This is a genomic window from Streptomyces sp. NPDC028298, assembly GCF_055565895.1.
This window is the reverse complement of record NZ_JBVHTL010000009.1, coordinates 394610-415972: the sequence shown is the minus strand read 5'-3', so window position 1 is coordinate 415972 and position 21363 is coordinate 394610. Positions and strand designations below refer to the sequence as shown.

Below are 21363 nucleotides of genomic sequence, written 5' to 3'. Positions count from 1 at the left end.
GAGCCCCGGCCACGTGAGCCACGTGAGCAGCCACTCAGCGCACGGCCAGTCGCCGCTGCGCACCGTGCAGGTGCTCGGCGGCGGAAGCGCGGGCAGCAGCGCGCACGTACGGTCGCTGGCCGCGGGTCTGGTCGCCCGGGGGGTCAGGGTCACCGTCTGCGCCCCCGCCGAGGCGGACCGCGTCTACGGATTCACCGGCGTCGGCGCGCACCACGTCCCCGTGCCCCGCAGCAGCGACCCCGCCTCGGTGTCCGCACTGCGGGCGGCCTGCGCGGACGCCGACCTGGTGCACGCGCACGGGATCCACGCGGCCCTGCGCGCGGCGCTGGCGCTCAGCGGGCGCCGCGTCCCCCTCGTCGTCACCTGGCACACCCGCTCGGAGGCGGACGGCGCCCGGGCGCACGTCCTGCGGCTCGTCGAACGCCGGGTCGCCAGGGCCGCCGCCGTGGTGCTCGGGACCTCCTCCGACCTGGTGGACCGGGCCCGCAGGAGAGGCGCGCGCGACGCGCGGCTCGCCGCCGTCGCGTTCCCGGCGCCGCGGCTGCCGGTCGAGCCGGTGGAACCCGACCGGTTCCGGCACAAGGCGCGGGCCGAACTCGGCGCGACCGACCGCCCGTTGCTCATCGCGGTCGGCTCGCTCGACCGGCACCGCGGCTACCACACCCTCCTGGACGCCTCGCGCGCCTGGTGCCGCCTCGATCCGATGCCGCTGCTGGTGATCGCGGGGGAGGGGCCGCTCCGCGCGGTCCTCCAGCGCCGGATCGAGGACGAGGAACTGCCGGTCCGGCTCGTCGGGCGGCGCGAGGACGTCGCCGAACTCCTGGCGGCCGCCGACGCCGTGCTGCTGCCCAGCAGATGGGAGTCCCGCTCGGTGCTGGCGCAGGAGGCCCTGCACGCGCGCGTCCCGCTCGTCGCCACGGCGGTCGGGGGCATCCCCGAACTGGTCGGCGACGCGGCCGAACTCGTCCCGTACGGCAACGCGAAGGCGCTCGGCGACGCCGTCGTACGCGTGCTCACCGATCCGGCGCGTCAGGAGGCGCTGCGGGAGAAGGGCGCCCGGCAGGCCGCCACCTGGCCGACCGAGGACGAGACGGTCGCCCAAGTGCTCAGCGTCTACGACGAGTTCACCCGCTTCCGGCCGCTGGCCTGACCGGCGAAGCGGCGGGCGCACCTCAGGGGACGTGTCTGCGGGCCCGCAGCGCCAGGCTCAACGCCAGTACGGTCTGCGGGTCGTCCAGGTCCATGCCCAGCAACTCGCCGATCCTGGCGAGGCGGTTGTACAGGGTCTGCCGGTTGAGGTGCAGTTCGCGGGCCGTCTCGGCCTTGCGGCCCGCGTGCGCCAAGTACGTCTGCAGCGTGGGCAGAAGAGGCGGCTTCGAGCGGACGTCGTGGTCGCGGAGCGGGCCGATCGCGCGCTCCACGAACGCGGCCAGGTCGGGATGCTCCCGCAGGCGCCACAGCAGCAGGTCGATGTCCAGCCGGCGCGCGTCGTACCAGGGCCGGTCCGACAGGCCCTGCGCGGCCGTCGCCGTCTCCGCCGCGTGCCGCAGGCCCGCCGACGCGGCCGCCCAGCCCCCGGCGACCCCGACGACCACCACCGGCGGCTGCGCCCCCGGCCGCTGCATGCCGGCCCGTTCCACCCCGGCGCGCAGCGCGGCCGCGACCCGGTCCGCGACGGCCGCCCGCTCCGACTCCGAGCGCAGGCCGAGCAGCAGCGGGACCCGGCCCTCGACGGGACGGACGCCCAGCAGCACCGGGACGCCCACCGAGGCCAGCTCCTCGGCGACGGCGCGGGCCAGGACCGCCCAGCCGCCGCCGGGCGCCAGACCGTCGGCGAGCCGCATCACGACCGGCAGCAGCGGACCGGCGCCGGGCTTGAACCCGAGGACGCGGGCCTGCGCCGGCGCGTCCTCGGCCTCGATCCGGCCCTCGGCGAGGTCGGTCAGGAAGTCGCCGCGCCCCCGCGCCGCCAGCTCCTCCTCCTGGCGGGCCTGCATCAGCACGACGGCCAGGATGCCGGCGGCCCGCTCGGCGGCGATCCGGTGCACCGGGGCGACCGGCGCGCCCACGGGCAGCAGCACCAGACGCGCCCGTACGGAGCCGGTGCCGGGACCGCCTCCGGGCACGTCGACCAGGGTGGTCCCCGCGGGCGGCTCCTCCTTGTGCTGGCCGCGCAGCCCCTCCCAGACCTGGAGCGGATCGGCGCCCGAGGAGCCGGCCCCGGCGGCGTACAGGAGCTGCCCGTCGGCCGTCTCCAGGAAGACCGGGCTGCCGCTGAAGTCGGCCAGAATGCACAGGACTTGAGGCACGCCGCCGCCGCCGAGCAGGGCCTCGGTGCAGCGCCGGTGGACTTCCTCCGCCTGCTGGAGCAGCGCGTAGTGTCCGTTGACGATCTCGGTGTGGATCTCCTCCGTGACCGTCACGAAGGGCACCTCGCGGTGCAACTGGACCAGCGGCAGACCGGTGGAGCGTGCCGTCTCCACGAGCGCTGCGGGCAGCCGGGCGAAGCGCGGGCCGAGTTCCACGACGAGCGCGGCGATCCCGCGCTCGGCGAGCGTGCGGACGAACGCGCGCTGGTCGGCGGGGCGGGTGCCGAGACCGTAGCCCGTGGTCAGCAGCAGTTCGCCGCCCTTGAGCAGCGAGGCGATGTTCGGCACCTCGCCCGCGTGCACCCAGCGCACGGTCCGGTTCAGGCGGTCGGCCCCGGCGATGATCTCCGGCAGCCCGCCGCGCAGTCCGGGCAGCTCGAGGGCCCGCTGCACGGTGATTCCGGCGCCCTGGGTGTCGTAACGGCTGTCCATGGAGCGGACGCTACCCGCGGACGGCTTCCGGGGGCATCTCCGGGCCCCGGCGGGGGACGGCCGGAGCCGCCGCGGGTGGTGTCCGGGGCGGGCGCCGAGGTCAGGCGCCGGCCGGTACCGGGGCGATGTTGTGGTTGAAGCGGAAGACGTTGTCCGGGTCGTACTCGGCCTTCACCGCGGCCAGCCGGCGCAGGTTGTCCTCACCGAGGCCGGCCGTGACGCGGTCCGTGCCCTCGTCCCCGATGAAGTTCAGGTAGACCGCGCCGGTGCTCCACGGCCTCACGTCCTCGCGGACCTTCCTGACCCAGTCGATGCACCGCTCGTCGTCGGCCGGGTCCTCCCAGATCCCGAAGGGATGCACCGCCCACGGCGCGTCGCGGTAGGGGACCGGGAACCGGGACGGTCCGGCGGCGATGGCGCCGCCCTGCGGGAACAGCACGTGCTGAGTGCCGGTGGGCACGGGCATGGCCTCGCCGAGGGCGCAGAAGACGTCCAGGAAGTCGTCGGGCGCGCCGGTGAGGTATTCCGCCGACCAGTAGTTCCGCAGGCCGGGCGGGTCGTCGAGCATGGAGTTGAAGTCGGGGTAGGGCAGGGCCGTGACGATCTCGACCTCGTGCGGCAGCGCCAGCAGCGGCTGCGCGATCTTGCGCATGTCCTCCTCGCCGCCCGCGTACGCCACGAGGGCGCCGCACAGCCGCGTGCCGACCAGATGCTCGGGCATGAACTCCTCGGGCGGGCCGGTCAGGTAGAGGACGCCGCCGCTCGCCTCGGGCGGCCCGTTCTCGATGATCTCGCGGTAGACGCGCAGGACGTCGGGGCCCGCGTCCGGCCGGAACATCACCATGGCGATCGAGAACTCGGGCAGCGGGTGGAGCTTGAGGGTGAGCGCGGTGGCGACGCCGAAGTTCCCGCCGCCGCCGTGCAGGGCCCAGAACAGCTCCGGGTTCTCCTGGTCGGTGGCGCGTACCGGCGAACCGTCGGCGGTGACCAGCTCGACCCCGAGGAGGTTGTCGACGGCGAGGCCGAGGGAGCGGTCCAGCCAGCCGCTGCCGCCGCCGAGGACGAAGCCGCCGACGCCGGTCGTCGAGACGCGGCCGCCGGTGGTCGCGAGGCCGTAGGGCTGGGTGGCCCGGTCGAGATGGCTCATCAGGGCTCCGCCCTCGACCCGGACCGTCTCGGACCCGGGGTGGACGGTGACGGCCTGCATGCGGCTGAGATCGATGACGAGACCGCCGTCGTTGAGCGACATGCCGGAGACGCTGTGACCGCCTCCGCGTACGGCGATCGGCAGATCCAGCTCACGCGCGAAGCGCACCGCGCGTGTCACGTCGGCCTCGCCCTCGCAGCGCACGATCACGGCCGGCCGTCGGTCGATCATCGCGTTGAAGATCGTCCGGGCCTCGTCGTACCCGGGATCGTCGGGGGTGAGGACATCACCGGAGAGACCCGCGCGGAGCGCGGTCAGCGCCGCGCCGGCCTTCGAAAGGGGAGCCATGGAAGCCGCCCCCTTCCATGAGGGGACAGGACTCCTTCCAGGCTAGGCGGGCACGGCGCATCGGGCGCGTCGGGGAGGTCCCGGCGCGCCCGGCGTGGTGCGGCTCAGCCGCCGTACGCCCCGCTCGCCGTCAGCCGCAGGGCCGTGTCGATCAGCGGAACGTGACTGAAGGCCTGCGGGAAGTTCCCGACCTGGCGCTGGAGGCGCGGGTCCCATTCCTCGGCCAGCAGACCGAGGTCGTTGCGCAGGTCCAGCAGGCGCTCGAAGAGCTTGCGGGCCTCGTCGACGCGGCCGATCATCGCGAGGTCGTCGGCCATCCAGAACGAGCAGGCGAGGAAGGCGCCCTCGTCGCCCTCCAGTCCGTCCACGCCCGCGTGCTCGCCGGAGGTCGGGTAGCGCAGGATGAAGCCGTCGGAGGTCGACAGCTCGCGCTGGATCGCCTCGATGGTGCCGATCACCCGCTTGTCGTCCGGCGGCAGGAAGCCCATCTGCGGGATGAGCAGCAGCGAGGCGTCGAGCTCCTTGGAGCCGTAGGACTGCGTGAAGGTGTTCCGCTCCTGGTCGTAGCCCTTCTCGCACACGTCCCGGTGGATGTCGTCGCGCAGTTCGCGCCATTTCTCCAGTGGGCCGTGCGCGTCCCCGGACTCGATGAGCTTGATGGTGCGGTCGACGGCGACCCAGGCCATCACCTTGGAGTGCACGAAGTGCCGCCGCGGGCCGCGGACTTCCCAGATGCCCTCGTCCGGCTGGTCCCAGTGGGTCTCCAGGTAGCGGATCAGCTTCAACTGGAGCAGCGAGGCGTAGTCGTTGCGGGACAGGCCTGTCATGTGGGCCAGGTGCAGGGCCTCGGTGACCTCGCCGTAGACGTCGAGCTGGAGCTGGTGCGCGGCGCCGTTGCCGACCCGGACCGGCGCCGAATTCTCGTACCCGGGAAGCCAGTCGAGCTCGGCCTCGCCCAACTCCCGTTCGCCCGCGATGCCGTACATGATCTGGAGGTTCTCCGGGTCGCCGGCGACCGCGCGCAGCAGCCACTCGCGCCAGGCGCGGGCCTCCTCGCGGTAGCCGGTGCGCAGCAGCGAGGAGAGGGTGATGGCCGCGTCGCGCAGCCAGGTGTAGCGGTAGTCCCAGTTGCGTACGCCGCCGATCTCCTCCGGGAGGGAGGTGGTGGGCGCGGCGACGATGCCGCCCGTGGGCGCGTACGTGAGGGCCTTCAGCGTGATCAGGGAGCGGACGACGGCCTCGCGGTAGGGGCCGTGGTACGTGCACTGGTCGACCCAGTCGCGCCAGAACTCCTCGGTCGCCTCCAGCGACTGCTCGGGCTCGGGCAGCGGCGGGGGCTCCTTGTGCGAGGGCTCCCACGACACGGTGAAGGCGATCCGCTCGCCCGGGGCCACGGTGAAGTCGGCGTAGGTGGTCAGGTCCTTGCCGTACGTCTGACAGTCCGTGTCGAACCAGACCGAGTCGGGTCCGGCGACCGCGACCGTACGCCCCTCGTGGCGGCGCACCCAGGGCACGACGCGGCCGTAGGAGAACCGCATGCGCAGCGTCGAGCGCATCGGCACCCGGCCGCTGACACCTTCGACGATCCGGATGAGCTGGGGCGCGCCGTCACGCGGCGGCATGAAATCGGTCACCCGGACCGTGCCACGGGGTGTGTCCCACTCGGATTCGAGGATCAGCGAGTCGCCGCGGTAGCGGCGGCGCGAGGCCGCCGGCGGCTGCGCGTCGGCGGCGTGCGCGGGACCGAGCCGCCAGAAGCCGTGATCCTCCGTACCGAGGAGTCCCGCGAAGATGGCATGGGAGTCGAAGCGGGGCAGGCACAGCCAGTCGACTGTGCCGTCCCGGCAGACCAGCGCGGCTGTCTGCATGTCTCCGATGAGTGCGTAGTCCTCGATGCGCCCGGCCACGTGCATCTCCAGTCGAACGGCCACGGCGCCCCTGCGCGGGGCGGTCGCTCTTGCGGTCAAAGGGAACGTAGGTACTGCAAAACAGTAGGCAATGGGAGTCGGTAACTGCGGAACGTCGATGATGGGGGACGTCCGCCGTGCGTCGCTGCGAAACGCCGGTTGTCGGTGCGATGGGCGATGCGATTGTCGTTTCGAAACGAACTGACAGGCCCTCTTTGTTCCGGTTACGTGCGGGATGGTGCCGTGTGCCGGAGGGGCTCGGCAGCGAGTGTCCGAGCAGGATACGACGCACGTGGATGATCCGCGTGCCGCTCCGGACAACCCGGCTGCGCCGATCGAGTGAGCGGTGTGTGAGGTGTGTGCCCGGGCGGCGGCCGGAGCGCGTTCGGCCGGTGTCCGGGTGTGCCCGCCGGTGTGCCCGGCCGTGCGCGGAGCGTGGCCGGAAGCGGCCTCGTCCGGTCGCTGATACCCTGGTAGCCCGTGGACCGGTGGGCAAGAAACCCCCGAACCGCAGCGACGGCAACCCCCGGAAATCTCCGGGCCCCACGCCGGCACGCACCCCAGACCGACCACGGGAGCCCCCTCTTGGCCATGCCGCCCAGTGCTTTTCGAAACAGCACAGCCACGACGACCAAGCACATCTTCGTCACCGGGGGTGTCGCTTCGTCCCTCGGCAAGGGACTGACCGCCTCCAGCCTGGGCGCGCTGCTCAAGGCGCGGGGTCTGCGCGTCACCATGCAGAAGCTCGACCCGTACCTGAACGTCGACCCGGGCACCATGAACCCGTTCCAGCACGGCGAGGTGTTCGTCACCAACGACGGCGCCGAGACCGACCTGGACATCGGGCACTACGAGCGCTTCCTCGACGTGGACCTGGACGGCTCGGCCAACGTGACCACCGGTCAGGTGTACTCCACCGTCATCGCCAAGGAGCGGCGCGGCGAGTACCTGGGTGACACCGTGCAGGTCATCCCGCACATCACGAACGAGATCAAGCACCGCATCCGCCGGATGGCGGCCGACGACGTCGACGTCGTCATCACCGAGGTCGGCGGCACGGTCGGCGACATCGAGTCGCTGCCGTTCCTGGAGACGGTCCGCCAGGTCCGTCACGAGGTCGGCCGCGACAACGTGTTCGTCGTGCACATCTCGCTCCTGCCCTACATCGGCCCGTCCGGCGAGCTGAAGACCAAGCCGACGCAGCACTCGGTCGCGGCGCTGCGCAACATCGGTATCCAGCCGGACGCGATCGTGCTGCGGGCCGACCGCGAGGTCCCCACCGCCATCAAGCGCAAGATCTCGCTGATGTGCGACGTCGACGAGGCCGCCGTCGTCGCGGCGATCGACGCCCCGTCGATCTACGACATCCCGAAGGTCCTGCACACCGAGGGCCTGGACGCCTACGTCGTCCGCAAGCTGGACCTGCCGTTCCGTGACGTGGACTGGGCGACCTGGGACGACCTGCTCGACCGTGTCCACAACCCGGTCCACGAGATCACCATGGCGCTCGTCGGCAAGTACATCGACCTGCCCGACGCCTACCTCTCGGTGACCGAGGCGCTGCGCGCCGGCGGTTTCGCCAACAAGGCCCGCGTCAAGATCAAGTGGGTCACCTCGGACGACTGCAAGACCCCGGCGGGCGCCGCCAAGCAGCTCGGCGACGTCGACGCGATCTGCATCCCCGGCGGGTTCGGCGACCGCGGCGTGTCCGGCAAGGTCGGCGCGATCCAGTACGCCCGCGAGAACCGCATCCCGCTGCTGGGCCTGTGCCTGGGCCTGCAGTGCATCGTGATCGAGGCCGCGCGGAACCTGGCCGACATCCCGGACGCCAACTCCACCGAGTTCGACTCCGGCACCGGCCACCCGGTCATCTCCACGATGGCCGAGCAGCTCGACATCGTGGCGGGCGAGGGCGACATGGGCGGCACCATGCGCCTGGGCATGTACCCGGCCAAGCTCGCCGAGGGCTCGATCGTGCGCGAGGTGTACGACGGCAAGGAGTACGTCGAGGAGCGCCACCGCCACCGCTACGAGGTGAACAACGCGTACCGCGCCGAGCTGGAGAAGAAGGCCGGTCTGCAGTTCTCCGGCACCTCCCCGGACGGCAAGCTCGTCGAGTACGTCGAGTACCCGCGCGACGTCCACCCGTACCTGGTCGCGACCCAGGCGCACCCCGAGCTGCGCTCCCGCCCGACCCGGCCGCACCCGCTCTTCGCGGGCCTGGTCAAGGCCGCCGTGGCGCGCAAGACGGGTAAGTAACACCAGGGTTGTACGGTGACCGGGGTGCGTGTTCGCGGGTGATCCCGCCGGACGCGCACCCCGGTTCCGTCACCGGACCGGCTTCTGTTTGCGTGCGTGGGAGGACAGGCCATGACCATCAAGGACACCCCCGAGGAGTGGGAGGTCCGGGCGACCGAGACCCCCTTCAAGGGCAACAAGACCTCGGTGCGCACCGACGACGTGGTCATGCCCGACGGATCCGTCGTCCGGCGCGACTACCAGGTCCACCCGGGCTCCGTGGCCGTGCTCGCCCTGGACGACCAGGACCGTGTCCTGGTCCTGCGCCAGTACCGCCACCCCGTGCGCCACAAGCTGTGGGAGATCCCGGCGGGCCTGCTCGACATCCCCGGCGAGAACCCGCTGCACGCCGCCCAGCGCGAGCTCTACGAGGAGGCGCACGTCAAGGCGGAGACCTGGCGCGTGCTGACCGACGTCTACACCACCCCGGGCGGCTGCGACGAGGCCATCCGCATCTTCCTGGCCCGCGACCTCTCCCAGGCGGAGGGCGAGCGGTTCGAGGTGGAGGACGAGGAGGCCGACATGGAGCTGGCCCGCGTCCCGCTCGGTGAACTCGTCGGCGGCGTGCTCGCCGGCGACCTGCACAACAACTGCCTGGTCGTGGGCGTCCTCTCGCTTCTCGCCGCACGCCAGGGCGACGGACTCGACGCCCTGCGCCCGGCCGAGGCGCCCTGGCCCGCCCGCCCCTTCGAGGCCTGACGTCCGCCTTCAGGGTGTCAGTCCTACGATCGCCTGATCCGATCGGGGGACGTCGCCGCCGCGCTCCGCACGGATCGTCGCAGAGCGTGAACTAGGCTCTGGAAAACGCCCGTACCGGAGTCCCGGCGGGCTTGCGCGTGCAGTGGAACGGGAGCGTGGCCCGTGGCGGATCAGGCGGTGGACGACGGCGGCACCGAGGTGTCGTCCCAGGGGCAGCGCCCGGCTGCCGGGTCCCCTCCTACGGGAAGTCAGTTCCTGGGCCGTACACGAGAGTTGAAGGAACTGCGCGCGGACATCGAGCGCGCGGGCCTCGACACCATCGCCGGCCGCAAGGCGCCGCGGGCACGGGTGCTGCTCATCGCGGGCAAGCCCGGCTCCGGCCGCACGGCGCTCGCCGACCGGCTCGCCGAGCAGGTCGCCGAGAGTTACCCCGACGGCCTCCTGCGCGCCCGGCTCACCGAGCCCGACGGCACACAGGTCCCCACCGAGGGCACCGCGCGCGAACTGCTCACCGCCCTCGGCGTGACCGCGCCCCCCGGAGCGGGCGCCGACGACCTCGGCGAGCGGCTGCGCGAGGCCCTCGCGATCCGCCGGGCGGTGCTCCTGCTCGACGACGCGGCCGACGCCGAGCAGGTCGACGCGCTGCTGCCCGACTCCCCGGACTGCCTCGTGATCGCCGTCTCGGGCGGGCCGCTGACCGGCATCGCGGACGTCCGCCCGTGCACGCTGGGCGGCCTGGACACCAAGTCCGCCCTCGAACTCCTCGGCCACTTCACCGGCTCGGTGCGCATCACCGTCGACCCGCTCGCCGCCGAAGGGCTCGTCGAACTGTGCGCCGGCCAGCCGACCGCCCTGGTGCTGGCCGGCGGCTGGCTTGCCGCGCGTCCCTCCTCGGCCGTAGCCGACCTCGCCAAGCACCTGCGCACCGAGGGCGAGGACGGCACACCCCTGGAGCGCGTCTTCCGGCTCTCGTACGCCTCCCTGCCGGGCACCGCCGCCCGGATACTGCGACTGCTCTCGCTCGCCCCCGCGGGCCTGGTCGACCCGCACACCGCCTCCGCGCTGGCGGGCTGCTCGGTCCAGGCGGCGCACACCGCGCTGGACGAGTTCGTCGGCCTCGGCCTGGTGCGGGCGGTCCCCTCTCCGCTGCCGCAGTACGAGGTCCCCGGCTGCCTGCACCCCCTGCTCCGCGCGCTCGTCGACACCCACGACCGGCCCGCCGAGGTGCAGCTCGCCCGCGCCCGGATGCTGGAGCGGACCGTACGGCTCCTGGTGTCGTGCCGTGCCGTCACCGAGACCCCCGGCTCGCCCGCCCGGGAGAAGCTCGCGGGCATGCCGCGCGCCCTGCGGTTCTCCGGTCCCGGGGCGGCCGCGGACTGGCTGCGCGTGCGCCGGCCCGCGCTGCTCGCCTCGGCCCGGCTCGCGGTCGCCGACGGGGAACTGGACACCCTCGCCCGGCGGCTGATGGCCGCCCTGGTGCGGGCGATGGTGGCTCATTTCGGCACCCGGGCCGCGGCCCCCGACCTGTACGGCGTCCACCGGCTCGTCCTGGACGTCGCCGAACGCCGGAACCTGCCCCGCGAGAAGGCGGCCGCGCTGCTCAATCTCGCCGACCTGGACGCGCAGACCGGCCGCAGGACCGACGCCCTGGCCCGCTACCGGGCCGCGCTCGACGCCGGACGTGAGGCGAACGACCCGTACGCGACCGGCCGCGCGATGGAATCCGTAGGCGGCGCCCACCAGGAACTCGGGGACCACGACCGGGCCGCCGACTGGTACGGCAGGGCGCTGGCCCAGCGGCTCGCGCGGGACGAGCGCGTGGACGCCGCCCGGCTGTACGGACGCATCGCCACCGCGCACACCTACGCGGGCCGCTACGGCGAGGCTCAGGTCAACTGGCGCGCCGCGGTCGCCTGGCATCGCAAGAACGGTGATGTCGCCTCCCAGGCAAGGGCGTTGAGCGAGATGGCCCGGGTCCAGGAGTACGCCGGACGGCCCGAGGATTCGCTGCGCACCTGCCAGGAGGCCGTGGAGTGGGCGCGTCGCGCGGACGACGTACGGCTGCAGGCCGCGCTCCAGGTCAGGCTGGCCGACACCCTGGACCGGCTCGGCGACCCGGCGGCCGCCCGGCTGCACCGAGCGGCGGCCGAGCGCATGCTGGGAGCGGAGCTCCCGGAGAGCACATCCGGGTCGGAACGCGACGGTAATGCCTACGAAATCCGCAGTGCATCCGCTGAAGATTGATGCATTGAAAGGCTAGACAGAGGGAATCCCTTCATTAGACTGGCTCCGCCGCGTTCTTCCGTGGTGTCTCCCGGTGTGCTCCCGTACGTCGGGTATGACATGCATTGCCTGGCTTGCATCGCCTCGGCATGCATTCCCCAGAGCCCTCTGAGTCAAGGACCGTGATCGACGTGAAGGTCGGCATCCCCCGCGAGGTCAAGAACAACGAGTTCCGGGTGGCCATCACCCCCGCCGGTGTGCACGAGCTCGTGCGCCACGGCCACCAGGTCTTCGTCGAGCAGAACGCCGGCGTCGGCTCCTCGATCACGGACGAGGAGTACGTCTCCGCAGGCGCGCAGATCCTGCCCACCGCCGACGAGGTCTGGGCCGTCGCCGACCTGCTGCTGAAGGTCAAGGAGCCCATCGCGGAGGAGTACCACCGCCTCCGCAAGGACCAGACGCTCTTCACCTACCTGCACCTGGCCGCTTCCAAGGAGTGCACGGACGCCCTCCTGGAGTCCGGCACCACGGCGATCGCCTACGAGACCGTCGAGCTGCCGAGCCGCGCCCTGCCGCTGCTCGCCCCGATGTCCGAGGTCGCGGGCCGCCTCGCCCCGCAGGTCGGCGCCTACCACCTGATGCGCGCCAACGGCGGCCGCGGTGTCCTGCCCGGCGGCGTCCCCGGCGTGCTGCCGGCCAAGGCCGTCGTGATCGGCGGCGGTGTCTCCGGCTGGAACGCCGCGCAGATCGCCATCGGCATGGGCTTCGAGGTGACGCTGCTCGACCGCGACATCAACAAGCTGCGCGAGGCCGACAAGATCTTCGGTACGAAGGTCAAGGCCGTCATGTCCAACTCCTTCGAGCTGGAGAAGGCCTGCCTCGAGGCCGACCTCGTGATCGGCGCCGTGCTGATCCCCGGCGCCAAGGCGCCGAAGCTGGTCACCAACGAGCTCGTCTCCCGGATGAAGCCGGGCAGTGTCCTCGTCGACATCGCGATCGACCAGGGCGGCTGCTTCGAGGACTCGCGCCCCACCACGCACGCCGAGCCGACCTTCCCGGTCCACAACTCGGTCTTCTACTGCGTCGCCAACATGCCCGGCGCGGTCCCCAACACCTCGACGTACGCGCTGACCAACGCCACGCTGCCGTACATCGTCGAGCTCGCCGACCGCGGCTGGACCGAGGCGCTGCGCCGCGACAACGCGCTCGCCAAGGGTCTCAACACCCACGACGGCAAGGTTGTTTACCGCGAGGTCGCCGAGGCCCACGGGCTGGAGCACGTCGCGCTGGAGAGCCTGCTCGGCTGACTTTCCCGACGACTCGCCAAGTCGACATTCGTCGCCGACTCGACGCCGGCAAAAGGCGATACGTCAACACGGTCGTCAACACCGCTCACCCGGCCGGACCTTGCCCGACAAGGTCCGGCCGCGTGTGTGTCGGCTCACTTTGCGACACTCGTTCAACTCGCCACGAACGTAACTCTTCAACCGATTCGCACACCGGTGAAACCTGCCGTGCGACGGCCTTACGCCCTTGACAGAGGGGTGTTCGGTTGCCGACACATCGGGTCGGGTCCGGCGGATTGTGTTGCTGTGGAGCGGTGACACGCCATAGAGTCGCCAATCGTCGGCATGGTGCCACGCTGACCTATCGAGAAGTTCCCTGGTCACCAAGGAGGTAAGACGACTTGTGAATGAGTCGACATTTACTCCCGGGGGTGGTCAACCAGGAATGCCGGCGCGGGGCCAGAGCCCCACGGGGCTCGAGGCTGTCGGCTCCGTCGCTGTCCGCACCTTCGCAGCCCACCAGAGTCCCCGGACGACTCAGACAGCACACCCGAGCATGGATGGCCATCACGTGAACGCCATGGCCGGCAACGGAAGTGGCGAGAACCACACCCACTTCGCCGACTACGACGAACTGCCCGAGGGGCACTTCTACGACCCCGACGCCGAGTACGAGCCCGATCCGGAGTACGCGGCGACGCTCGCGCCCGACGCGGCCCGCCAGCGCCGTGAGCGCATCGGCCCGACAGGGCGCCCGCTGCCCTACTTCCCGATCCCGGGCCCGCTGACCAGTCACGGCCCCGCGACGATCATCGCGATGTGCAACCAGAAGGGCGGCGTGGGCAAGACCACGTCGACCATCAACCTGGGTGCCGCGCTCGCGGAGTACGGACGCCGGGTGCTGCTCGTCGACTTCGACCCGCAGGGCGCGCTGTCCGTGGGACTCGGCGTCAACCCGATGGAGCTCGACCTCACCGTCTACAACCTGCTCATGGAGCGGGGCATGGCGGCCGACGAGGTCCTCCTGAAGACGGCGGTCCCGAACATGGACCTGCTGCCCAGCAACATCGACCTGTCCGCCGCCGAGGTGCAGCTCGTGAGCGAGGTCGCCCGCGAGTCCACGCTGCAGCGCGCCCTGAAGCCGCTGATGGCCGACTACGACTACATCGTGATCGACTGCCAGCCCTCGCTCGGCCTGCTGACCGTGAACGCGCTGACGGCGGCTCACAAGGTGATCGTGCCGCTGGAGTGCGAGTTCTTCGCGCTGCGCGGTGTCGCGCTGCTCACCGAGACGATCGAGAAGGTCCAGGAACGGCTCAACCCCGAGCTGGAGCTCGACGGCATCCTCGCCACGATGTACGACTCCCGCACGGTGCACAGCCGTGAGGTGCTCGCGCGCGTGGTCGAGGCCTTCGACGATCACGTCTACCACACGGTGATCGGCCGGACCGTGCGCTTCCCGGAGACCACGGTCGCCGGTGAGCCGATCACCACGTACGCCTCCAACTCCGTCGGTGCCGCCGCCTATCGCCAGCTCGCCAGGGAGGTGCTCGCCCGGTGTCACGCCGAGTGAGTCTGCCGGGGGCCGACGAACTGTTCCGTACCACCGGGGGCATGGCGCTCCAGTCATCCACCCCCACCCGCCGCACCAACGGCGAGGCCCGGGTGCCGGCCCCGGCCGGCGAGAGCGACGCGGCGGGCGGGGAGGACGCGCCCCAGTCGGTGCCCGTCCAGGGCGGTGACGGCGAGGGCGACGAACACGTCGCCACCGACGCCGAACCGTCCGACGCGGGGGAGTCGCGCAGCCGGGGCGGCGCCCCGGACCGTTCGGGGCGCGGCCGGCCGGCGCAGGAAGGTTCTGGCGCTCCTTCCACGTCCGTGCAGTCCTCCCGCAAGCGGGGGCGCGCCGCGAACCGCCGGCCCAGCGGGCGGGAGCGGCACGACGAGAAGATCACCGTGTACGTGTCCGCGGAGGAGCTGATGGACCTCGAACACGCGCGGCTGGTGCTCCGCGGTGAACACGGACTCGCCGTCGACCGCGGGCGGATCGTCCGTGAGGCGGTCGCCGTGGTGCTGGCGGACCTGGAGTCCCGCGGGGACGCGAGCATTCTCGTACGGCGACTGCGCGGGCGGTAGAGGTAGCCTTCGACGGCTATGACCTCGAACGTCCCGCCTCCGTCAGCCGCCCCCGGCGGCCGTCGGCGTGCACTGGGACGCGGTCCCGGCCCCGCGCCGGGACCGACCGAGGCACCCCCCGAGCCCTCCGCCCCGGCCCCCGAGCCGAGTCCGGCCCCACCGGCTGAACCCGCGCCGGCCGAGCCCGGGCGGGCCCCGGCGCCCGAGCCCGCTCCCGCCTCACCGGCCGAACCCGCGCCGGCCCCGGTGACCGAGCCCGAGCCCGCTCCGGCGCCCGAGCCCGGGCAGGCGCCCGCGGACGGCCATGCGCCCGCCCCGGCGGCCGAGCCCACACCGGCCCCACCGGTCGCGTCCGGGCAGGCCCCGGCGGCCGTTTCTCCGTCCGGCACGTCCCCCGCGCCCGCGACGACCCCCCGTGAGCCCTCCCAGGCGCCCCGTGAGGGCGTCGGGGGGACCGGCGGGCCCGGGGCGCCGACCGGGCACTCCGGGTCGCCTGAAGGCCCCGCCGAGCCCGCCGAGTCGCCCGCCGAGGGAAGCGGTGGCGCATCCGACGGCCCCGGGGACGGGGTCTTCAAGGTGCGGCTCTCGAATTTCGAGGGGCCCTTCGATCTGCTGCTCCAGCTCATCTCCAAGCACAAGCTCGACGTCACCGAAGTGGCCCTGTCCAAGGTCACCGACGAGTTCATGGCGCACATCCGCGCGATGGGCCCGGACTGGGACCTCGACCAGACGACCGAGTTCCTCGTCGTCGCGGCGACCCTCCTCGACCTGAAGGCCGCCCGGCTGCTGCCGGCCGCCGAGGTCGAGGACGAGGCCGACCTGGCCCTGCTGGAGGCCCGGGACCTGCTGTTCGCGCGGCTGCTCCAGTACCGCGCGTACAAACAGATCGCGGACATCTTCAACACGCGCCTGGAGGAGGAGGCCCGCCGCTACCCCCGTACCGTCGGCCTGGAGGCGCAGTACGCCGAGCTGCTGCCCGAGGTCGTCATCAGCATCGGTCCCGAGGGTTTCGCGCGGCTCGCGGTGAAGGCGATGCAGCCCAAGCCCAAGCCCCAGGTGTACGTCGACCACATCCACGCGCCGCTCGTCAGCGTGCAGGAGCAGGCCGGGATCGTGGTGGCGCGGCTCCGGGAACTCGGCGAGGCCAGCTTCCGCTCGCTCGTCGAGGACACCGACGACACCCTCACCGTGGTCGCCCGCTTCCTGGCCCTGCTGGAGCTCTACCGGGAGAAGGCCGTCGCCCTGGACCAGGAGGAGGCCCTCGGGGACCTCATGGTGCGCTGGACGGGCGGGGAGGACGACGAGGGGCCGCGGGTGACCGACGAGTTCGACCGGCCGGCCGAGACGGCGGACGACGCGGCAGGGCGCGGGACCAAGAAGGAGAAGGCGTGAGCGAGGAGACCACCGGCACCCCCGCGGGGCCGCCCACCGTCGCCGACCTCGATCTCGGGGCCGCCCTGGAGGCCGTCCTGATGGTCGTGGACGAGCCGGCCACCGAGGAACACCTCGCCAAGATCCTGGAGCGGCCCCGGCGGCAGGTCGCGGACGCGCTGCGCGCGCTGGCCGACGAGTACACCGTCCAGGGCCGCGGATTCGAGCTCAGACTGATCGCGGGCGGCTGGCGCTTCTACTCGCGTCCCGCCTACGCGAGCGCCGTCGAACGCTTCGTCCTGGACGGCCAGCAGGCCCGGCTCACCCAGGCGGCACTGGAGACCCTGGCCGTCGTCGCGTACCGCCAGCCGGTGAGCCGTTCGCGGGTCTCGGCGGTCCGCGGAGTCAACTGCGACGGCGTGATGCGGACCCTCCTCCAGCGCGGTCTGGTGGAGGAGGCGGGCACGGAACCCGAAACAGGTGCGATCCTGTACACGACGACGAACTACTTCCTGGAGCGAATGGGCCTGCGAGGTCTGGACGAGCTCCCGGAGCTCGCGCCCTTCCTCCCCGAGGCGGACGCGATCGAGGCAGAGACGCTGGAAGGGGTCCCGTCGTTCGATCCGGACGCACCGGATGCAGACGCAGACGACACGACGACGACGGAACTTTGATGCGAAGCAGTGGCAGCGGCAGTGGCAGGAACAGCGGGCGCGGCAACCCGCGCGGAACCGGCGGAAGCGGCGGTTCGCGCGGCAGCGGCGCGCCCCGCGGGGGCGGTGCCCCGCGCGGCGGAAGCGGGGGCGGCTCGCGCGGCGGAAGCAGCGGCGGCGGCTCGCGCGGTACGGGCGGCGGCGGCTTCCAGCCGAGGGGCTCGGCGGCGGGTTCGGGCGCGGGGCGTGACGACCAGCCGAAGCGTCCCAGCAAGCCCCGTCCCGAGGAGCGTCGCTACGACGTAGGCCCCGGGGGCTCGCACGAAGGACCGAAGTCCGGGCGCGGCGCGTCCGCGCGCGGCGGCGCCAAGGGCGGTCCCCGGCAGGGTCAGCAGCGCGGCGGCCGCACCGAGCCCGCCCGCTCCCGCGAGTACGAGACGCGGGCCGAGGAGCGCAACCGCGACCGGTACGCGGGCAAGCCCGACATCAAGCTGCCCAAGACCTTCCCGGGCGCCGAGGAGGAGGGCGAGCGCCTGCAGAAGGTGCTCGCCCGCGCGGGCTACGGCTCCCGGCGTGCCTGTGAGGAACTGGTCGACCAGGCCAGGGTCGAGGTCAACGGCCAGATCGTCCTGGAGCAGGGTCTGCGCGTCGACCCGGAGAAGGACGAGATCAAGGTCGACGGTCTGACGGTCGCGACGCAGTCGTACCAGTTCTTCTCGCTGAACAAGCCCGCCGGTGTCGTCTCCACGATGGAGGACAACGAGGGCCGCCAGTGCCTCGGCGACTACGTGACGAACCGCGAGACGCGGCTCTTCCACGTGGGCCGGCTCGACACCGAGACCGAGGGCGTCATCCTGCTCACCAACCACGGCGAGCTGGCGCACCGCCTGACCCACCCCAAGTACGGCGTGAAGAAGGTCTACCTCGCGCACATCGTGGGCCCGATCCCGCGCGACCTGGGCAAGCGGCTCAAGGACGGCATCCAGCTCGAGGACGGGTACGCCAAGGCGGACCACTTCCGCGTCGTCGAGCAGACCGGCAAGAACTACCTCGTCGAGGTGACCCTGCACGAGGGCCGCAAGCACATCGTGCGCCGCATGCTCGCCGAGGCCGGTTTCCCGGTCGACAAGCTGGTGCGCGTCGCGTTCGGCCCGATCACCCTGGGCGACCAGAAGTCGGGCTGGCTGCGCCGTCTGTCGAACACCGAGGTCGGCATGCTCATGGCCGAGGTCGGTCTCTGATCCCGCCCGCCCCCTGAGGCCCCGGAGCCCACTGGCTCCGGCGGCCCGCGGACGACGCACCGCGCCCGCGACGGCCGGTCCCGGAACTTCTCCGGGACCGGCCGATTCGTTTTCGCCTCCCCGCCGGTCTGTACCGGTGAACGGACCACGGGTGCGCCCCGGCGCGCCCCGTGCGAACGAAGGGAGCGGCGATGACCGCGACGACGCACCGGGACGAGTTCGTCCGGCTGACCGGCCCGTACCGGCGGGAGCTGCTCGCCCACTGCTACCGCATGCTCGGTTCGGCCGACGACGCCGAGGACCTCGTACAGGAGACGTATCTGCGGGCCTGGCGGTCCTACGAGGGGTACGAGGGCCGGGCCTCCCTGCGCACCTGGCTCTACCGGATCGCCACCAACACCTGTCTGACGGCCCTGGAGGGGCGCGGGCGCCGTCCCCTGCCCACCGGTCTGGGCGGGCCGGGAGACGCGCCCGAGGAGCCGCTGCCGGCCCCCGCGACCGACATCCCCTGGCTCCAGCCGCTGCCGGACACGCTCCTCGACCCGGCGACGGTCGTGGCGGCGCGCGGAAGCCTGCGGCTCGCCCTGGTGGCCGCGCTGCAGCACCTGCCCGCGCGGCAGCGGGCGGTGCTCATCCTGCGGGACGTGCTGGCCTGGCGGGCCCCGGAGGTGGCCGCCCTGCTCGACACGTCGACCGCGGCGGTCAAGAGCACGCTCCAGCGCGCGCGTGCCCGGCTCGACGAGGTCGCCCCGGAGGAGGACCTGGTGGTGGAGCCGGACGGCACCGACGACCGCGAACTCCTGGACCGCTACATGGCGGCCTTCGAGAACGCCGACATGGAGTCGCTGCTGACCCTGCTGCGCGACGGGGTCGAGCTGGAGATGCCGCCCCACCTGGAGTGGTTCCGCGGCAAGAAGGACGTCGTGCGGTTCCTTCGCGTACGGGCGTTCGCCGGCCAGGGGGCGGGACACGTCCGGATGGTGGCGGTCCGCGCCAACGGACAGCCGGCGGCCGCGGCCTACGAGCGCGACGCCGACGGCGTCCTGCGGGCGCACTCCGTGCAGGTGCTCACGGTCGAGGCCGGCGGTGTCGCACGGCTCACCGTCTTCCTGGACCCGGGACTGTTCGCCTCCTTCGGGCTGCCCGGGATCCTCCCGTGAATCCCGCGGAGCTCCTGGAGCGCTCGCTGGCGTTCGCGAGCGTCGGTGTCGCCGCCGTGCCGCGCGGGGGACTGCGGCGGCCGACGCCGTGCGCCGAGTGGGACCTGGGGGACCTGCTCCACCACCTCGACGACTCGGTCGAGGCGCTCTACGAGGGGGTCGCGGACGGGCGGGTCGGGCTGTGCCCGGCCCGCCCCGCCGCCGATCCGGTGTGCGCCTTCCGCGAGCGCGCCGGCGCCCTCCTCGGCGTCTGCGCCGCGGTGTCCGCGGCGCCCCCGGACCCGGCCGTGGGGGACCGGTCCCTGGGCGCCGGGCTGCTGGTGGCCGTCGGCGCCCTGGAGATCGCGGTGCACGGCTGGGACGTCGCGCGGGCCTGCGGGCGCGCCCGGCCGATCCCGTCCGCGCTGGCCCTGGAACTGCTGCCGCTCGCGCACCTGGTGGTCGCGGACGCCGACCGCGGGGTGCGCTTCGCCGACCCCGTCGACGCCCCGCCCGGGACGGCGCCCGGCGGCCGGCTCCTCGCGTTCCTCGGCCGGTGCCCCGGCGGCGATTCCTTTTCGGCTCGGGTCGGGTCGGTCTTCCGTGAGTGATCCTCACGGAAGGAACCGTCATGACCGACACCACCGCGCGCGCCCCCGTCCAGCGGCCGCCGGCCCCGCCCGCACGCCGTGCGTGGACCGTGATCCTGGCCGGACTCGGGGCGCTGCTCTGCTCCCTCGACGTGGTCGTCGTGGCCACCGCGCTGCCGGCCCTGCGGGCCGACTTCGGGGCGAGCCTGTCCGACCTGGAGTGGACGATCAACGCGTACAACCTCGTCTTCGCCTGCCTCACCCTCACCGGTGCCGCGCTCGGCGACCGGTTCGGGCGGCGGCGCATGTACGTCGTCGGGCTCGCCGTCTTCACCCTGGCCTCGGCCCTCGCCGCGCTGGCCCCGGGACCGGGTCAGCTCATCGCCGCCCGGGTGCTCCAGGGCGCCGGTGCCGCCGTCCTGCTGCCGCTCACCCTGACCCTGATCAGCGAGGCGTTCCCGGCCGAGAAGCGGGGCGTGGCCATCGGGATCTGGGGCGGGGTGACCGGTCTCGGCGTCGCGGCCGGACCCGTCCTCGGCGGCGCCGTCACCGAGGGCCTGTCCTGGCAGTGGATCTTCTGGCTGAACGTGCCGACCGGGCTCGCGATGCTGCCGCTCGCCGCGCTGAGACTGCGGGAGAGCCATGGCCCGCGTCCGCAACTCGACGTGGTGGGGCTGCTGTTGGCCGCCGTCGGACTGACCGGCCTGGCCTGGGCGCCGGTGCGGGCCCCGCAGGCGGGCTGGGGGAGCGCGGAGGTGCTGGGCGCGCTGGCCGTCGGCGTCGTCTTCGTGGCCGCCTTCCTCGGCTGGGAGCGGGCGGGGGCGCGCTATCCGATGCTGCCCCTCGGCTACTTCCGCAGGCGGGCCTTCTCGACCGCCAACGGCGCCGTCTTCCTGACGTTCATGTCGCTGCTCGGCTCGCTGTTCATGATCTCGCAGCTGTTCCAGCTCGGCCTCGGGAACTCGCCCCTCCAGGCCGGTGTCCGCATCCTGGTGTGGACCGGCATGCCCCTGCTCGTGGCACCGCTCGCGGGCGCGCTCGCCGACCGGTTCGGGAACCGTCCCTTCATGTTCGGCGGGCTCGTCCTCCAGGCGGCCGGACTCGCCCTGCTGGCCTGGCAGGTGCAGCCCGGTGTCGCCTACGGACGGCTGGTGCTGCCCCTGATCGTCGCGGGCGTCGGCATCTCCATGGTCTTCCCGACCGTCGCGAACGCCGTGACGTCCGCCGTGCCGCCCGCCGACGCGGGGGTCGCGGCAGGCGTCAACAACGCGCTGCGCGAACTGGGCGGAGTCTTCGGGATCGCCGCAGCGGCGGCTGTGTTCACGCACTTCGGCGGCTACGGATCGGCGCGGGACTTCGTCGACGGATGCGGCCCGGCGCTGTGGGTCTCGGCCGGAGTCGCTGCCGCCGGAGCGCTGGTGGCCGCCTTCGCCCCGGCTCACGCCCCGGCGCTCGAACCGGACGCGCCCCGGGCCGGCGTCCGGCGGCCGGAGGAGTCTCCCGCCCGGGCGCGGTGACACGACC

16 protein-coding genes are annotated in these 21363 nt (G+C 72.8%); 13 read left to right on the top strand and 3 right to left on the bottom strand.

Annotated elements, in window-relative coordinates; genetic code table 11:
* The first annotated feature begins 13 nt into the window (after nt 1-13).
* On the top strand, nt 14-1150 hold the full coding sequence (locus ACZ4TO_RS34655) for a glycosyltransferase family 4 protein (RefSeq protein ID WP_382789555.1): 1137 nt from the start codon (nt 14-16) through the stop codon (nt 1148-1150).
* 22 nt (nt 1151-1172) lie between these two features.
* On the opposite strand, the gene ACZ4TO_RS34650 is transcribed toward ACZ4TO_RS34655, so the two are convergent.
* The 3 genes from ACZ4TO_RS34650 to ACZ4TO_RS34640 all read right to left on the bottom strand — a co-directional run bounded on the left by ACZ4TO_RS34650 (nt 1173) and on the right by ACZ4TO_RS34640 (nt 6203).
* Nucleotides 1173-2801, bottom strand: coding sequence for a PucR family transcriptional regulator (locus ACZ4TO_RS34650; protein WP_468026277.1), 1629 nt, complete (start codon nt 2799-2801; stop codon nt 1173-1175).
* Between the two features lie 100 nt (nt 2802-2901).
* Nucleotides 2902-4296, bottom strand: a complete 1395-nt coding sequence (locus ACZ4TO_RS34645) for an FAD-binding oxidoreductase (protein ID WP_382789549.1) — start codon at nt 4294-4296, stop codon at nt 2902-2904.
* A gap of 104 nt (nt 4297-4400) precedes the next feature.
* A complete protein-coding gene (locus ACZ4TO_RS34640) occupies nt 4401-6203 on the bottom strand; it encodes a glycoside hydrolase family 15 protein (RefSeq protein ID WP_382789628.1) in 1803 nt (600 codons plus the stop codon).
* A gap of 591 nt (nt 6204-6794) precedes the next feature.
* Between ACZ4TO_RS34640 and ACZ4TO_RS34635 the strand changes: the two genes are divergently transcribed.
* The 12 genes from ACZ4TO_RS34635 to ACZ4TO_RS34580 all read left to right on the top strand — a co-directional run bounded on the left by ACZ4TO_RS34635 (nt 6795) and on the right by ACZ4TO_RS34580 (nt 21356).
* Nucleotides 6795-8462, top strand: a complete 1668-nt coding sequence (locus tag ACZ4TO_RS34635) for a CTP synthase (protein WP_355768120.1) — start codon at nt 6795-6797, stop codon at nt 8460-8462.
* A gap of 111 nt (nt 8463-8573) precedes the next feature.
* Nucleotides 8574-9200, top strand: coding sequence for an NUDIX domain-containing protein (locus ACZ4TO_RS34630; RefSeq protein ID WP_382789546.1), 627 nt, complete (start codon nt 8574-8576; stop codon nt 9198-9200).
* A 162-nt stretch (nt 9201-9362) separates the two neighbouring features.
* Complete coding sequence (locus ACZ4TO_RS34625; RefSeq protein WP_468026276.1) at nt 9363-11444, top strand: tetratricopeptide repeat protein; 2082 nt, start codon at nt 9363-9365, stop codon at nt 11442-11444.
* Between the two features lie 161 nt (nt 11445-11605).
* The gene (gene ald, locus ACZ4TO_RS34620) at nt 11606-12730 is read left to right on the top strand and encodes an alanine dehydrogenase (protein ID WP_382789541.1); all 1125 of its coding nucleotides are present in this window, start codon (nt 11606-11608) and stop codon (nt 12728-12730) included.
* Nucleotides 12731-13154: 424 nt separating this feature from the next.
* Nucleotides 13155-14282: a ParA family protein gene (locus ACZ4TO_RS34615; protein WP_326788637.1), complete on the top strand. Its 1128-nt coding sequence runs from the start codon at nt 13155-13157 to the stop codon at nt 14280-14282.
* Nucleotides 14267-14845, top strand: a complete 579-nt coding sequence (locus ACZ4TO_RS34610) for a hypothetical protein (RefSeq protein WP_385042654.1) — start codon at nt 14267-14269, stop codon at nt 14843-14845. The genes ACZ4TO_RS34615 and ACZ4TO_RS34610 overlap by 16 nt, the downstream gene beginning before the upstream one ends.
* 18 nt (nt 14846-14863) lie before the next feature.
* Nucleotides 14864-16237, top strand: coding sequence for a segregation and condensation protein A (locus ACZ4TO_RS34605; protein ID WP_468026275.1), 1374 nt, complete (start codon nt 14864-14866; stop codon nt 16235-16237).
* On the top strand, nt 16234-16890 hold the full coding sequence (gene scpB, locus ACZ4TO_RS34600) for an SMC-Scp complex subunit ScpB (RefSeq protein WP_355768100.1): 657 nt from the start codon (nt 16234-16236) through the stop codon (nt 16888-16890). The genes ACZ4TO_RS34605 and scpB overlap by 4 nt, the downstream gene beginning before the upstream one ends.
* Nucleotides 16890-18110 (top strand): pseudouridine synthase, encoded by a 1221-nt coding sequence (locus ACZ4TO_RS34595; protein WP_382789532.1) that lies wholly within the window; start codon nt 16890-16892, stop codon nt 18108-18110. Before scpB ends, ACZ4TO_RS34595 begins: the two co-directional genes overlap by 1 nt.
* Before the next feature lie 191 nt (nt 18111-18301).
* Nucleotides 18302-19270, top strand: coding sequence for a sigma-70 family RNA polymerase sigma factor (locus ACZ4TO_RS34590; RefSeq protein ID WP_468026274.1), 969 nt, complete (start codon nt 18302-18304; stop codon nt 19268-19270).
* Nucleotides 19267-19860 carry a TIGR03086 family metal-binding protein gene (locus ACZ4TO_RS34585; protein WP_468026273.1) on the top strand — a complete coding sequence of 198 codons (594 nt, stop codon included), beginning with the start codon at nt 19267-19269 and terminating at the stop codon, nt 19858-19860. The genes ACZ4TO_RS34590 and ACZ4TO_RS34585 overlap by 4 nt, the downstream gene beginning before the upstream one ends.
* A gap of 20 nt (nt 19861-19880) precedes the next feature.
* A complete protein-coding gene (locus ACZ4TO_RS34580) occupies nt 19881-21356 on the top strand; it encodes an MFS transporter (RefSeq protein ID WP_382789526.1) in 1476 nt (491 codons plus the stop codon).
* Nucleotides 21357-21363: the final 7 nt, after the last annotated feature.